This window comes from Salinispora pacifica DSM 45544 (genome assembly GCF_000378845.1).
Lineage (GTDB): Bacteria > Actinomycetota > Actinomycetes > Mycobacteriales > Micromonosporaceae > Micromonospora > Micromonospora pacifica.
Genome location: NZ_KB905359.1, coordinates 2,974,866 through 2,988,685, shown reverse-complemented (window position 1 = coordinate 2,988,685; position 13,820 = coordinate 2,974,866). Strand labels below are relative to the sequence as shown.

At 71.5% G+C, this 13,820-nt stretch carries 14 protein-coding genes; 6 read left to right on the top strand and 8 right to left on the bottom strand.

The genetic code is table 11. The features are described 5' to 3' along the window. The first annotated feature begins 2 nt into the window (after window positions 1-2). A complete protein-coding gene (gene purD / locus SALPAC3_RS0113510) occupies window positions 3-1,253 on the top strand; it encodes a phosphoribosylamine--glycine ligase (RefSeq protein ID WP_018221760.1) in 1,251 nt (416 codons plus the stop codon). Window positions 1,254-1,275: 22 nt separating this feature from the next. Here the strand turns inward: purD and SALPAC3_RS0113505 are convergent, their stop codons facing one another. The 3 genes from SALPAC3_RS0113505 to SALPAC3_RS0113495 all read right to left on the bottom strand — a co-directional run bounded on the left by SALPAC3_RS0113505 (window position 1,276) and on the right by SALPAC3_RS0113495 (window position 4,467). After that, window positions 1,276-2,613: an MFS transporter gene (locus SALPAC3_RS0113505; protein ID WP_026185536.1), complete on the bottom strand. Its 1,338-nt coding sequence runs from the start codon at window positions 2,611-2,613 to the stop codon at window positions 1,276-1,278. A gap of 184 nt (window positions 2,614-2,797) precedes the next feature. Continuing rightward, entirely contained in the window at window positions 2,798-4,012 is a 1,215-nt protein-coding gene (locus SALPAC3_RS0113500; protein WP_018221758.1) for an acyl-CoA dehydrogenase family protein, read from the bottom strand. 2 nt (window positions 4,013-4,014) lie between these two features. Continuing rightward, complete coding sequence (locus tag SALPAC3_RS0113495; RefSeq protein WP_018221757.1) at window positions 4,015-4,467, bottom strand: SCP2 sterol-binding domain-containing protein; 453 nt, start codon at window positions 4,465-4,467, stop codon at window positions 4,015-4,017. A 66-nt stretch (window positions 4,468-4,533) separates the two neighbouring features. Here SALPAC3_RS0113495 and SALPAC3_RS0113490 point away from each other — a divergent pair, with 66 nt between their 5' ends. Next, window positions 4,534-5,190 (top strand): TetR/AcrR family transcriptional regulator, encoded by a 657-nt coding sequence (locus SALPAC3_RS0113490; protein ID WP_196236784.1) that lies wholly within the window; start codon window positions 4,534-4,536, stop codon window positions 5,188-5,190. A gap of 44 nt (window positions 5,191-5,234) precedes the next feature. Here SALPAC3_RS0113490 and SALPAC3_RS0113485 read toward each other — a convergent pair whose 3' ends face one another. The 3 genes from SALPAC3_RS0113485 to SALPAC3_RS0113475 all read right to left on the bottom strand — a co-directional run bounded on the left by SALPAC3_RS0113485 (window position 5,235) and on the right by SALPAC3_RS0113475 (window position 8,170). After that, on the bottom strand, window positions 5,235-5,852 hold the full coding sequence (locus SALPAC3_RS0113485; RefSeq protein WP_018221755.1) for a DedA family protein: 618 nt from the start codon (window positions 5,850-5,852) through the stop codon (window positions 5,235-5,237). Between the two features lie 69 nt (window positions 5,853-5,921). Continuing rightward, on the bottom strand, window positions 5,922-6,815 hold the full coding sequence (locus SALPAC3_RS0113480; RefSeq protein ID WP_018221754.1) for a MaoC/PaaZ C-terminal domain-containing protein: 894 nt from the start codon (window positions 6,813-6,815) through the stop codon (window positions 5,922-5,924). Beyond that, the gene (locus SALPAC3_RS0113475) at window positions 6,815-8,170 is read right to left on the bottom strand and encodes a 3-oxoacyl-ACP reductase (RefSeq protein ID WP_018221753.1); all 1,356 of its coding nucleotides are present in this window, start codon (window positions 8,168-8,170) and stop codon (window positions 6,815-6,817) included. Before SALPAC3_RS0113475 ends, SALPAC3_RS0113480 begins: the two co-directional genes overlap by 1 nt. 55 nt (window positions 8,171-8,225) lie before the next feature. Between SALPAC3_RS0113475 and SALPAC3_RS0113470 the strand changes: the two genes are divergently transcribed. Continuing rightward, window positions 8,226-9,518, top strand: a complete 1,293-nt coding sequence (locus SALPAC3_RS0113470; RefSeq protein ID WP_018221752.1) for an acetyl-CoA C-acetyltransferase — start codon at window positions 8,226-8,228, stop codon at window positions 9,516-9,518. A gap of 29 nt (window positions 9,519-9,547) precedes the next feature. Here the strand turns inward: SALPAC3_RS0113470 and SALPAC3_RS0113465 are convergent, their stop codons facing one another. After that, a complete protein-coding gene (locus SALPAC3_RS0113465; protein WP_018221751.1) occupies window positions 9,548-10,000 on the bottom strand; it encodes a hypothetical protein in 453 nt (150 codons plus the stop codon). Then, on the bottom strand, window positions 9,997-10,332 hold the full coding sequence (locus SALPAC3_RS0113460) for a hypothetical protein (protein ID WP_018221750.1): 336 nt from the start codon (window positions 10,330-10,332) through the stop codon (window positions 9,997-9,999). Before SALPAC3_RS0113460 ends, SALPAC3_RS0113465 begins: the two co-directional genes overlap by 4 nt. A gap of 225 nt (window positions 10,333-10,557) precedes the next feature. Here SALPAC3_RS0113460 and SALPAC3_RS0113455 point away from each other — a divergent pair, with 225 nt between their 5' ends. From SALPAC3_RS0113455 to argS, 3 genes are all read left to right on the top strand, one after another. Then, complete coding sequence (locus SALPAC3_RS0113455; RefSeq protein WP_018827757.1) at window positions 10,558-11,100, top strand: UTRA domain-containing protein; 543 nt, start codon at window positions 10,558-10,560, stop codon at window positions 11,098-11,100. 18 nt (window positions 11,101-11,118) lie between these two features. Further along, complete coding sequence (locus SALPAC3_RS0113450) at window positions 11,119-11,832, top strand: GntR family transcriptional regulator (RefSeq protein WP_018221748.1); 714 nt, start codon at window positions 11,119-11,121, stop codon at window positions 11,830-11,832. Window positions 11,833-12,027: 195 nt separating this feature from the next. Further along, complete coding sequence (gene argS, locus SALPAC3_RS0113445; protein ID WP_018221747.1) at window positions 12,028-13,746, top strand: arginine--tRNA ligase; 1,719 nt, start codon at window positions 12,028-12,030, stop codon at window positions 13,744-13,746. Window positions 13,747-13,820: the final 74 nt, after the last annotated feature.

Here is a 13,820-nt window from a genome sequence, read left to right as displayed (position 1 = left end):
CCGTGCGGGTACTTCTGATTGGTAGCGGTGGGCGGGAGCATGCCCTCGCGCTCGGGTTGGTGGCCGATCCCTCGGTCGAGGTGCTTTTCGCCGCGCCGGGGAACCCGGGGATCGGCACGGTCGCGGGGATGCGGGACGTGGTCTTCACCGATCCGGCCGCGGTGGCGGCGCTCGCGGTCGAGTGCAGTGCGGACCTGGTGGTCGTGGGGCCGGAGACGCCGCTGGTCGCCGGGGTCGCCGACGCCGTACGAGCCAAGGGCGTCCCCGCCTTCGGGCCGTCCGCGGCGGCGGCGCGCCTGGAGGGGTCGAAGGCGTTCGCGAAGGACGTGATGACCGCCGCCGGAGTGCCGACCGCCCGCGCGTACAGCTGCGCCGACGCCGAGAGCGTCGGTCGCGCGCTGGACGACTTCGGCGCGCCGTACGTGGTCAAGAACGACGGCCTCGCCGCCGGTAAGGGAGTCGTGGTCACCGAGGACCGCCCGGTGGCCGAGGAGCACGCGCGGGCGTGCGGCCAGGTCGTGATCGAGGAGTATCTCGCCGGCCCCGAGGTCTCGCTCTTCGTCGTCACCGACGGCGAGACGGCCGTTCCCCTGCTGCCGGCGCAGGATTTCAAGCGGGTCGGGGACGACGACACCGGTCCGAACACCGGCGGCATGGGGGCGTACGCACCGCTGCCGTGGGCGCCGCCCGGCCTGGTCGACGAGGTGATGCGCGACATCGTCCACCCGACCCTGGCCGAGCTGCGTCGGCGCGGCACGCCGTTCGCCGGGCTGCTCTACGTGGGCCTGGCGATCACCACCACCGGCCCTCGGGTGATCGAGTTCAACGCCCGCTTCGGTGACCCGGAGACGCAGGCGGTGCTGGCCCTGTTGGAGACACCGCTCGCCGGGCTGCTGCACGCCGCCGCCACCGGTGAGCTGGCCGCGCACCCGCCGCTGCGGTGGCGTGCGGGCGCGGCGGTCACCGTCGTGGTGGCCGCCGAGGGATACCCGGCGAAGCCGCGCACGGGCGACGTGATCCACGGGGCGGAGGTCTCGGGCATCATCCACGCGGGCACGGTGCGTCGGGCTGCCGACGGCGCGCTGCTCTCCGCGGGTGGCCGGGTCCTCTGCTGCACGGCCACCGGCTCCGATCTGGCCGCTGCGCGCGACGCCGCCTACGAGTTGGTCCGCGGCGTCGAGCTGGCCGGCTCGCACCATCGCACCGACATCGCCGCCGCGGCGGTGGCCGGCCGGATCACCATTCCCGGCTGACCGCCGTCGGCGGGCCGCCGCCTCATCGGGAGGCTGGCGGGTCGCGGTGCGCGGCGGGCAACCACTGCTCCCCGAGCGGCACCGGCCCCTCGCTCCGCCCCGTCGTTCCACCGGGCGGGGCGGGCGGATACCGGGGCGGGTCGTCCAACGCCGCCAACACCGGTAGCGGCGCGGCGACCAGCACGGCCACCAGGAGCGCACCGGCGAGCACCAGGAACGCGGTGGCGAGGCCCAGCCACTCCACCAGCGGGCCGGCCAGCAGGTAACCGGCGGGCCCGGCGGCGTACGCGAATGAGGTCATCACCCCGACCACCCGGCCGCGGAGTCGCTCCGGGGTGCGGGTCTGCATGGCGTAGTTGGCCAGCGGGTTGACCGGTCCGTAGGCGAGCCCGACCAGGCCGGCGAAGGCGAGCATTCCCGGGTACGGCGGCAGGAACGCGAGCCCGAGCAGGGCCAGGCCGGTGATCACGAGGGCGGCGGCCATCAGGGAGCGGCGGCGGATGAACCGACCGGCCGCCGACGAGCCCAGCGCACCTGCCACGGCTCCGGCGCTCATCGCCATCAGGACGGTACCGAGGCGGGCCGGTTCCCCTTCGGCGACGAACCAGGCGGGCAGCAGCACCCCCTCGACCGGCAGGTAGAGCGCGACCAGCACCATCGTGACCAGGGAGAGGGTGCGCAGCAGTGGGTCCCGCCAGACGAAGCCCAGCCCTTCCAGCGTGCCGCGCCACAGGCCGCTGGGTGGGCGTTCGGGACGGCCGGCGCCGGGCAGCCGGACGGCCGCGACCAGGAGAACCGACAGCGCGAAGCCGCCGGCGGTGACCCAGAATGTCGCCTCCGGGCCGACCGTGGCGATGAGTAGGCCGCCGACTCCGGGGCCGATCAGGAAGGCCAGCCCGAAGATCGCTTCGTGTACGCCGTTCGCCCGTTCGATCCGCCAGCCGGCGGCCTGTGCGGCGGCGGGCAGCAGCGTCTCCCGGGCGGTCATTCCGGCCGGGTCGAAGACCGCACCGAGGACGGCCAGCGCGACGATCCAGCCGAGGTTCAACCCGACCAGGGTGTCGACGAGGGGGATGGCGGCGACCGAGACGGCGGAGAGGGCGTCGGAGACCAGCGCGGTCCGTCGGCGTCCGAGCAGGTCAACGACCGTGCCGGAGAAGAGGCTGGAGAGCAGGAGTGGTAGTCCGCTGGCGGCGGCCACCACCCCGGCCGCGGTGGCGCTGCCGGTGCGTTCCAAAACCAGCCAGGGTAGCGCCACGATGGCCACGCCGTTGCCGGTGGCCGAGAGCAGCGTCGCCGCCTCGACCAGCAGCAACGGTGTCCGGCGGCGGGGTTCGGTCCGAGTCATTGCGAAGATCATCATAGCCAGTACGTCGGGACTGGCAGCGAAGTATCCCAGCGTTGATGGCGCTGATAACGGCGCTGGCCGGGTGGAACCCGGGGGCCACTTCCCGGGCCCGGCCGCATCCGGGCCCGGGGGGCGGGGAGCATCCGGGCCCGGCAGCATCTGGGCCCGGGAAGTGGCCGGGGAGCCCGGCGCGGGGTCAGCGGATCTGGACGCCGGAGATGGCGCGGGCGACGACGAGCCGCTGGATCTCGGAGGTGCCTTCGAAGATGGTGTAGATCTTGGCGTCTCGGTACCACCGCTCGACCGGGTGGTCGCGGAGGAAGCCGGCGCCGCCGAGCAACTGCACCGCCTTCTCGGTCGCGCTGACCGCGACCTCACTGGCCTTCAGCTTGGACATCGAGCCCTCGCCGGCGGTGAAGGCCCGGTTGTTGCGCCCCATCCAGGAGGCGCGCCAGACCAGCAGCCGGGCGGCGTCGATCTCCATCTTCATGTCGGCCAGTGCGAATGCCACCGCCTGGTTCTCGATGATCGGTCGGCCGAACTGGACCCGTTCCTTCGCGTAGTCCAGCGCGTACTCGTGGGCGGCGCGGGCCACCCCGATCGCCTGCGCGCCGACGGTCGGCCGGGAGAGCTCGAACGTACGCATCGCCGCCTGGGAGGAGGCCCGCCGGCCGGAGCGGGCCCGGGCCAGCCGTTCGTCCAGCGCGTCCTTGCCGCCGAGCAGGCAGCGGCCGGGTACGCGGACATCGTCGAGGAAGACGTCGGCGGTGTGCGAGGCGCGTAGGCCCAGCTTGCGGAGCTTGCGGGTCGCGGCGAGCCCGGGGGTGCCCGGCGGTACGACGAACGCCGCCTGCCCACGGGAGCCGAGTTCCGGGTCGACCGAGGCGGTGACCACGTGCACGCCAGCGATTCCGCCGTTGGTCGCGTACGACTTCTGGCCGCTGAGTATCCACTCGTCGGCGGCCTCGTCGTAGACCGCGCGGGTGCGTATCGCGCCGACGTCGGAGCCCGCCTCGGGTTCGCTGGTGCAGAACGCCGCGACGGCGGGGGATTCGAGGTCGCCGAAGCACTGCGGCACCCACTCCATCAGCTGCTCCGGCGTGCCGGTGCCGTAGATGGCGGCCACGGCGAGGCCGGTGCCGAAGATGCTCAGGCCGATGCCGGAGTCGCCCCAGAAGAGTTCCTCACAGGCGATCGGTAGGGAGAGGCCGCTGGGGTCACCCCAGCAGGTTGCGAGGAACTCGAAGTCGTAGAGGCCGACCTTGGCCGCTTCCTGGATGATCGGCCACGGGGTCTCCTCCCGCGCGTCCCACTCGGCCGCGGCTGGGCGGACGACCTCGCTGGCGAAGCCGTGCACCCAGTCACGAAGATCCCGCTGTTCCTCGGTCAGATCGAGCGAGAACTCGGCCACTGTCAGCTCTTGGGAATGTCGAAGAGGTTCGCGATGTTGGCGGCCAGTCCCAGATCGCCCTTGGCCTTCAACTTGCCGCTCATGAACATCATGACCGGGTTGGCGCTGCCGGAGACGGTCTTGAGGAACTCCACCGGGCCCAGGGTGAGGCTCAGCTTCGGGTCGTGCTGGGAGGTCTGGTTGACGGTGCAGGCGCCGTCGGCGATGACCACCTCGTAGGTGTCGGTGCCGCCGTTGGGGCCGCCGGTGATGTTCCAGTGAATGACCGTGTTGGTCGAGCCCGCCCGGTCGGCGCGGAACAGCTGCGGCATCCGGCCGAAGACCTCGTCGAGGACCTTGCCGCGGAGGTCACCCGACATCATCTCGGTGATCTTGTCGTCGGGGGTGGACTTGACCAGCTGCGCGAACTCCTTGGGTCCGACGTTCGCGAACTTGGCCGGGTCGAAGTCAGTCATGGGGCGCACCTTCCGAAATTGACTACTCGCGCGTAACCCTACGCACGAGTAGGTATGCTCGCAAGGGTGTCCAGTAGCCCCACCTTCCGCCGTCTGCCCCGAGCCGTCCGCGAGCAACAGATGCTTGATGCCGCAGTCAAGGTCTTCTCCCGGCGGGGCTACCACGGGGCCAGCATGGATGAGATCGCCGACGACGCCGGCATCTCCAAGCCAATGGTCTACGCGTACCTGGGCACCAAGGAGGAGCTCTTCGTCGCCTGCCTGCACCGCGAGGGCACCCGGATGATGCAGGCCATCGCGGACGCCGTCGCCCCCGACCTGTCGGCCGACGAGCGGCTCTGGCGGAGTTTGCAAGCCTTCCTCGGCTTCGTCGGCGCGCACCGCGACGGCTGGGCGGTGCTCTACCGGCAGGCCCGGGGCGAGCAGCCCTTCGCCGGGGAGCTCACCGCCCTGCGGCGGCGGATCGTCGAACTCGTTGCCGGGATGCTCGAACACACCCTGCGCAGCGAGGGGCGCGAGGTGACCGGGACCGAACTGGAGGTCGTCGCGTATGCCCTCGTCGGCGCGACCGAGTCAGTCGCCGACTGGCTGGTTGACCACCCGGAGGCGGACCCGGAGCAGACCGCCACCCAAATGATGAACGTCGCCTGGGTCGGCGCCGCCCAACTGCTCGCCGGAACCCTCTGGCGCCCGCCCAACAAACGGGGCGAAGCCCCCTCCTGACGCGCCCTCCGGGTCGCCCTCGCTCCGGTGGACGGCACCCTCGGCTACCGGTGGGCGGCGGGCCGGCGACGCGAGCGCCGACGTAGCCGCCGGGTCAACTCCAGCAGGCCGGTCACCGCGACCGACAGGGTCAGGCCAGCGAGTACGCCAAGCAGCGGCTTCTCCTGGAACGCCAGCCCGCCGAAGTGGCCCAGCAGCACGCTGTACAACGCCCAACTCCCCGCGCCGATCGCGTCAAAGAACAGGAACGACCGCAGTGGATAGCGCACCGCGCCCATCGTCAGGGTCACCGCCGTTCGCCCGCCGGGGACGTAGCGGGCGGTGGTGAGGACAAACCCGCCCCGGCGATACAACGCCCGGCGGGCCCACTCCGAACTGGCTCTCCGTCGGCTCTCCGCCGGAAACCTGGCGAGCCGCCGGGCGCCGCCGCCCCGCCCGATCACGTACGAGACGTGGTCGCCGGCCAGCGCGCCGAGGGCGGCGGCGGCCCAGATCGCCGCCAGCTCCGGCGCGTCGCCGCTGACCAGCACCGCCGCGGTGATCACCGCCGTCTCGGCCGGCACCATCGGGACGATCGCGTCGACCGCGGTGAGCGCGAACAGCAGCAGATACACCACGGGTGAGGTGATCAGCTGCCGCAGCAGGTCGAGCGCGGAGTCCATCTCCTCATGCTCGGGGGGTCGGTAGGAAAAGGCGGCCCTTCCGTCACAAAAGGAAGGATGAAGGTGCCCTCACTGCTCCCGGAGCGTGCCGATCAGGTGAGGGCGCTCCCGCAGGTCGTGCAGCGCGAAGTCGCCCGCCGAGGTGCTGCCGAAGGCGACGGTGCTTGGCAACGGCACCGGCAGCTTGAACGCCACGTCAACGGTGTACGCGTCCGGCAGCCGTGGCTCCAGCGCGGCCAGGCAGCGGGCCTTGCTCCACATGCCGTGCGCGATCGGGCACCGGAAGCCGAAGAGCCGCGCGCCGGGTCGAGAGGTGTGGATCGGGTTGTGGTCGCCGGAGACCCGGGCGTACGCGGGCCCGAGCTGGCGCCCGACATGCCAGTGCGCCCAGACGCGCGGCGCTGGAGGCTGGTCACCCCGGTTGGCTCGTTCGCCACCGCCGGACGCCTGCTCCCGGCCCAGGTAGGTGGAGACACCCCGCCACACCTCCTCGCCGCCGACGGTGCCCACCAACACCACGTCGATCAGTCGGCCCCGGTCGTGCGGGCGCAGGTTCGTCGCGTACGTGACGAAGTCGAGCGTCTCGGCGGCGTCGATCGGGCGGTGGACAGTGATCCGGTTGCCGAGGTGGACCACACCGGAGAGCGGGATCGGGAAGTCCGGCGCGGTTATCAGGCTCAGCGCCAGCGGGAAACCCATGACGTGTGGGAACGTCGCCGGCAGCCGGTCGGTGAGCCGGAACCCGCAGACCCGGTCGTAGTCGGCGAGGTGCCCACGGTCGACGGCGATTCCCGCCACCCCCAGCTCGACTGCCGGGGGCTGCTCGGCTCGCCGCGCCCCGGTCCCGGGCAGCGCCCCGAGCAGTGCCCGGCGGTAGAGCGCACCGATCGTCGGCAGCGCCGTCAGCTGGACCCGGGACCGGGTGGCCGGGGCGATGTCGGACGGCTTCGGCGGGCCTGCCATCACGCCCCCAGCAGGCTCTGGCCGCAGACCCGGACCACGTTGCCGCTGACCGCGCCGGTGGCCGGCCAGGCCAGCCAGCTGATCGTCTCGGCGACATCCACCGGCAGTCCACCCTGGGCGAGGCTGTTCATCCGCCGGCCGGCCTCGCGCAGCACCAGCGGGATCCGGGCGGTCAGCCGGGTCTCGATGAACCCCGGGGCGACCGCGTTGACGCTGATGCCGCGTTCGGCCAGCACCGGGGCGAGCGACTCGACCAGACCGATCACGCCGGCCTTGCTGGTGGCGTAGTTGGTCTGCCCCCGGTTGCCGGCGATCCCGGCGATCGAGGAGACCGAGACGATCCGACCCCCGGCAGAGATCAACTCGCGTTCCAGCAGGAGGTCGTTGATCCGCTCCTGGCTGGAGAGGTTGACATCGATCACCTGATCCCACCGGTCAACATCCATCCGACCAAGGGTTCGGTCCCGGGTGATGCCCGCGTTGTGTACCACCACGTCGACCCGGCCGTGGCGGGCGGAGACATGGTCGGCCAACCGGGCCGGGGCGTCCGGGGAGGTGAGGTCGAGCTGCACGGCGGTGGCGCCGATGTCGTTGGCCACCGTGGAAAGCTCGTCACCGGCGGCCGGGATGTCCAGGGCGACCACCTCGGCGCCGTCTCGGGCCAGGACCCGGGCCAGCGCCGCGCCGATCCCCCGCGCCGCACCGGTGACCAGCACGACCTGGCCGTCCAGCGGGCGGTCCCAGTCCGCCGGGGGCGCGGCCTGCCCGGCACCGACCCGGATCACCTGACCGGAGACGTACGCGGAGCGCCCGGAGAGTAGGAAGCGGAGGGTGGCCTCAAGGCTGGTCGCGGTGCCCGGGTCGTCGGCGGCGGTGACATAGACCAGCTGGGCGGTGACCCCACGGCCGAACTCCTTGCCGATGCTGCGGGTCAACCCTTCGAGCGCCCGCTGCGCGGTGGCCTGCCGAGTCGTGGAGCACTCGGCGGGCGGGGTGCCGAGCACGATCACCCGGCCGCTGGGCAGCACCGAGCGGGCGTGCGGGTGGAGGCAGTCGTAGAGCTGGCGCAGCTCGGTCGAGTCGGTGATACCGGTGGCGTCGTAGACGAGGGCGCCGAGCCGGGCCCCGGGGGTGACATCGGCCGGATCGCGGAGTTCGACTCCGGCGGCGGTCAGGAGTTTGCCGATGCTGCCGGCGAGCCGGCCCCCGGCGGCGGCATCGAACAGGACGGGTCCGGGGGTGAGGGGGTCACCGCTCCGGTGCCGCCGGAGTTGGGGTGGGTCGGGCAGCCCGAGGCGCTTGACCAGCCCCCGGCCGACCCCTGATTGGACGAAGCTCGCGTACCTGTCGGTCATAGGCGTAGCCTACTGGCGAGTAGGTTGAGAGCAACCCCCAAAGGAGGCGGGAAACATGCAGAACATCCGGCGGGTCGCAGTCATCGGCGGCAACCGCATCCCCTTCGCCCGCTCCAACTCGCGGTACGCCGAGGCGTCCAACGCGGACCTGCTCGGCGCGGCCCTCGACGGGCTGGTCGCCCGGTACGGCCTGGCCGGCCAACGGGTCGGCGAGGTGGTGGCGGGCGCCGTGCTGAAACACTCCCGAGACTTCAACCTGACCCGCGAGGTGGTGCTCGGCTCGAAGCTCGACCCGCACACCCCCGCCTACGACATCCAGCAGGCCTGCGGCACCGGCCTGGAAGCCGCCATCCTGGTCGCCAACAAGATCGCGCTGGGTCAGCTCGAGGTCGGTATCGCCGGTGGCGTCGACACCACCTCGGACGCGCCGCTCGCCGTGAACGAGCAGCTGCGGCGCACGCTGCTCAAACTGAACAGTGCCCGGACCCTCGGGGAGCGGGTGCGGACCGCCACCCGGCTGCGCCCCTCGCAACCGTTCCGGCCGGAGCTCCCCCGCAACGCCGAGCCCCGCACCGGCCTGTCCATGGGCGAGCACGCCGCCCGTACCGCCCGGCGTTGGCAGGTCGGCCGGCAGGCGCAGGATGAGCTGGCGTTGCGGTCGCACCACCGGCTGGCCGCCGCGTACGAGCGGGGATTCTTCGACGACCTGATGACGCCGTACCTCGGGTTGACCCGGGACCAGAACCTGCGGCCCGACACCAGCCTGGAGAAGCTCGGCAACCTCCGCCCGGTCTTCGGCACGAAGGGCCCGGACGCCGAGCAGGCCACCATGACCGCCGGCAACTCGTCGCCGCTGACCGACGGCGCGTCGACCGTGCTGCTCGCCAGTGAGGAGTGGGCGCAGGCGCACAACCTGCCGGTGCAGGCGTGGTTCACCTGGTCGCAGACGGCCGCCGTGGACTTCGTGCCCGGCGAGGAGGGGCTGCTGATGGCCCCCGCGTACGCGGTGCCCCAGCTGCTGGCCCGCGCCGGGCTCACCCTGCAGGACTTCGACTTCTACGAGATCCACGAGGCGTTCGCCGCGCAGGTGCTGGCCACCCTGGCCGCCTGGGAGTCGCCGGAGTTCTGCCGGGACCGGCTCGGGCTGGACGCCCCACTCGGAGCGATCGACCCGGAGCGGATCAACGTCAACGGTTCGTCGCTGGCCGCCGGGCACCCGTTCGCCGCGACCGGCGGCCGGATCGTGGCGACGCTGGCCAAGCTGCTCGACGAGCGCGGCGGCGGCCGTGGGCTCATCTCGATCTGCGCCGCGGGCGGGCAGGGCGTAACAGCGATTCTGGAACGTTGACCGAGCCACGAACCGAGCGGCCCACGGCGTTAGGTCAGTCGTAGCCAGCCCAGGAACCGTTCGTACAACTCCTCGGGTGGAAGGTGACGCAGGTCGGGTACCGCTGCCGTCATCTGTGTGCTCAGGTAGATGCCGAGCGCTGCGGGGTTGCCCGCGTACCGGTCGAGTAGGCGTCGCCGACGGTCCGGGCAGGGCCACGCCGCCCCGCAGCCGGCGCAGTCCCATCCCGGTCGGACCGGTATGTGCGTGACCGGGATGGGTACCGGCTGCGTCTGGATGGCGTCCAGGCGGGCCAGGACCCGTCGCTGGCGTGGCGGGCCTCCAAGTTGAACGCCACGTACGTGGATCCAGAGCCCGTCCGTGCGCCGTTCCCGGCGTCCCACCTCGACGATGCGCAGGGTCAGGGTGCCCAGGCCGTAGCAGTAGTGCTGTTCAGCAAGTTGCACCACGCTACCCACGCCGAAGCGCAGGCCGGCGGTCACGAGATGACCCCGAGGCGAAGGAGCCAGGCGAAAGTGAGCAGCGGCGCCCGACGCCACCGCGTTGACCCCGTCGCCGGAACCGCCCCGGTGGAGCCGAACCAGCCCCGCCACCCGGCCCGCCGTTCGCGTCTCGATTCGGCGCGCAGCACCGGCCGCCCCAGGTCGACCAAGCGGTTTGCCGCCGCATTGGCCGGACCGCACGGACCAGGCGCCAGGCAGATCGTGCAGCAGCCGTTCTCCGGGTCGGCTGTGTGGTTGGTCAGGATCTCGTGCGCTGCCTCAGCCTCCGCCTCTTCACGAGACCAACTGGTTGCTGAACGGTAGATACCCATGCTCCGCTCCTGTCGGTTTGGGTGGGCGCACGGTGAACCGAGTGCTAGGCCGGCGGCCGGAGTCGCTGTTGGCCCGCTGCGTCCACTCCGGCAAAGGCTGTTGTGCGCCATCGGGCGACGACCGCTGCAACTTTACTGCCATTCGAGTAAAGCAGCAAGGTGTGGCGATGCGTGAGCAGGCATAGGCGGATACGCTGACGCAACAGGGAGCGGCGGGAGGCAGCGATGGGCGGATCTGACTGGCTGAGTGTCTCGATGCCCTATGTCCAACCGGACGTGACTCGTGCTGAGGACGTGTGGGCCGCCGACGCTGCGGGGCAGGGCCGAAGCGGGACGCAGCGAATACTCGCGGTCGGTGAGGTGGTGCCGGTCGCTGAGGTGGCTGCGGCGTTACGAGTGGCACCGGGCGACCCGGTGGCCGTCCGAAGGCGGTTGATGCTGCTGGACGACGAGCCGGTGGAACTAACGGACTCGTACTATCCGGTCTCCATCGCCCGTGGTACCGCTCTCGTCGAACAACGGAAGATCCGCGGTGGGGCCGTCCGACTCCTCGCCGAGGTGGGCTATCGTCCCAGGCGGGTACGAGAGGATGTCTACACCCGCTTGCCGGAGCCAGCTGAGCGGCGCCTGCTTGGCCTGGCCGAGCATGAGTGGGCGCTGGGTCTCACCCGGGTGTTGAGCACGCAGGACGACTTTCCGGTCGAGGTCAGCGTCATGACGATGGTGCCGTGGGGGCGACGCCTCCGGTATGAGCTGACGATCGACTGACGGAGCGGAGCAGCGGACATGGCGAGTGGATCCGACAGCCGTCCCCGTCATGAGCAGGTCGCGGCCGACCTGCGATCCCGCATCATGTCCGGCGAGCTGCCGCCGGGGTCACAGCTGCCGTCGATCCCAACGCTCGTGCAGCAGTACTCCGCTGCCACCGCGACAGTCCAACGTGCCCTCGGTGCGCTGAAGGCGGAGGGCTCCGTTTACAGCGAGGTGGGAAAGGGCGTCTACGTCCGACCGAGGCGACCGCTGGTGGTGGAGGCGTCGGCTTACCTCGCTCCCACCTCCGACCGGTACGCCTACCGGCTCCGCTCGGTGGCAGAGGTGGCGCCGCCAGCCGAGGTGGCGCGGGAGCTGGGGATCGGTGCGGGCGAACGAGCGGTCCTGCGGCATCGGCTGCTCATGTGTGGTGCCGAGCCGGTCGAGCTGTCCTGGTCGTACTACCCGGCGGCCATCGCCAGCGGTACGGAGCTCGCCGTGCGGCGCAAGATCCCGGGCGGCGCCCCGCGGGTGCTGGCGGATCTGGGGTACCCGCAGCGGCAGACGCGGGACCGGGTCAGCGCGCGGATGCCCACGACGGAGGAGGTCGAAGCGCTCGACCTGCCGCCGTACGTACCGGTGCTCCGCCAGCTACGGGTGATCAGATCGGTCGACGCCAGACCGGTCGAGGTGTCGATCCTCGTCAAGGGCAGCCACCGGCACGAGCTGCACTACGACCAGCGGGGGTAGTCCCGGGCCCGAGGGCGCATCGCGGGCGGAAATCGGTCGATGGTGCGCCGGAGTTACGGTAGTTTCCGGTTCGTGTCCAGCTTCGAACTCCGGCGAACCGTCCTCGACCGCCTGAGTTGACTCTTCGTGTCCGGCGGATCGATCCGCCGGACACCCTGGTCGTCGATCCGCTCCCCCGAGATTGGCGTACCTTTCATGAATCTGGAGAAGTTGCTGGCGGACCGGCTGGCGCCGGTGTTCTCGGCGGTGGCCGGTGCGCCGGTCGACCCGGTTCTGCGGCGGTCGCAGCACGCGGACTACCAGTGCGACGCCGCCCTCGCCCTGGCGCGTCGGCTTGGTCGCCGGCCACGGGACGTCGCGGCCGAGGTGCTGGACCAGGTGGAGTTGGCGGACCTCTGCTCAGCGGCGGCGGTGTCCGGTCCCGGTTTCATCAACCTGACGGTCGCCGACTCGGCACTCGGCACGCTGCTGTCGACCGCGGCCGCCGACACCCGGCTCGGGGTCGCGCCCAGCTCCGCTGCGGAGACGGTGGTGGTCGACTATTCGTCCCCGAACGTGGCCAAGGAGATGCACGTCGGGCACCTGCGGGGGACCGTGATCGGTGACGCCGCCGTACGGCTGCTCGAATGGCGCGGGCATCAGGTGATCAAGGCCAACCATCTGGGCGACTGGGGTACCCCCTTCGGGATGCTCATCGAGCACCTGCTCGACCTGGGTGAGTCGGGGGCTGCCGACGAGTTGTCCGTCGGGGACCTGGATTCGTTCTACAAGGCGGCCCGGGCCAAGTTCGACGCCGACGACGCGTTCCGGGGGCGGGCCCGGCGGCGGGTGGTCGCCCTGCAACACGGGGACGAGCTGACGCTGCGGCTGTGGCGGCTGCTCGTCGCCGAGTCGGAGAAGTACTTCCTCACCGTCTACGACCAGCTCGGCGTCCTCCTGACCGAGCAGGACTTCCGCGGGGAGAGTTACTACAACGACCGGCTCGCCCCAGTGACCGACGAGCTGGATCGGCTCGGCCTGCTGCGGGAGAGCGGCGACGCTGCCTGCGTCTTCCCGCCCGGCTTCACCGCCCGGGACGGGCAGCCGTTACCGATCATTGTGCGGAAGCGGGACGGCGGCTACGGCTACGGCGCCACCGACCTCGCGGCGATCCGCCACCGCACCCAGGACCTCGGCGCGACCCGGTTGCTCTACGTCGTCGGCCTGCCGCAGCGTCAGCACTTCGAGCTGGTGTACGCGGTCGCGCGGCAGGCCGGCTGGCTGAGCCCACCGGCGCGGGCCGAGCATCTCGGCTTCGGCTCGATCCTCGGCTCGGACGGCAGGATGCTGCGCAGCCGGGCCGGTGACTCGGTCAAACTTGTCGGGCTGCTCGAAGAGGGCGTGACCCGGGCCGCCGAGCTGGCCCGGCAGAAGAACCCCGACCTCTCCGCGACGGAGGTCGCTGACGTCGCCCGCGCGGTCGGCATCGGTGCCATCAAGTACGCCGACCTGTCCACCGACCGGAACAGGGACTACGTCTTCGACTGGCAGCGGATGCTCTCCCTGGACGGCAACACCGCCCCATACCTGCAGTACGCCCACGCCCGGATCCGGTCCATCTTCCGTCGGGCCGAGATCGAGCGGTTCACCCCCGCCCCGATCACGATCGGGCACCCGGCCGAGCACGCCCTCGCCCTCGAACTGGCGGGTTTCGGAGCCGTGGTGGCCAGCGTCGAGCAGACCCTGCAGTTCCACCGGCTCGCCGGCTACCTGCACACCCTCGCCACCACCTTCAGTGGCTTCTACGAAGCCTGCCCGGTCCTGCGGGCCGAGGACGCGGTGCGCGGCAGCCGGCTCGCCCTCTGCGACCTCACCGCCCGGGTCCTCCGGCAGGGCCTGTACCTACTCGGCATCGCCGCCCCCGACCGGATGTAGCGCCCGGGTGCTCGGATGGCGTGGTCGGCGGCGGCCCGGCCGGGAGCGCCGCGCCCGGGTACCGGAGAATGGGG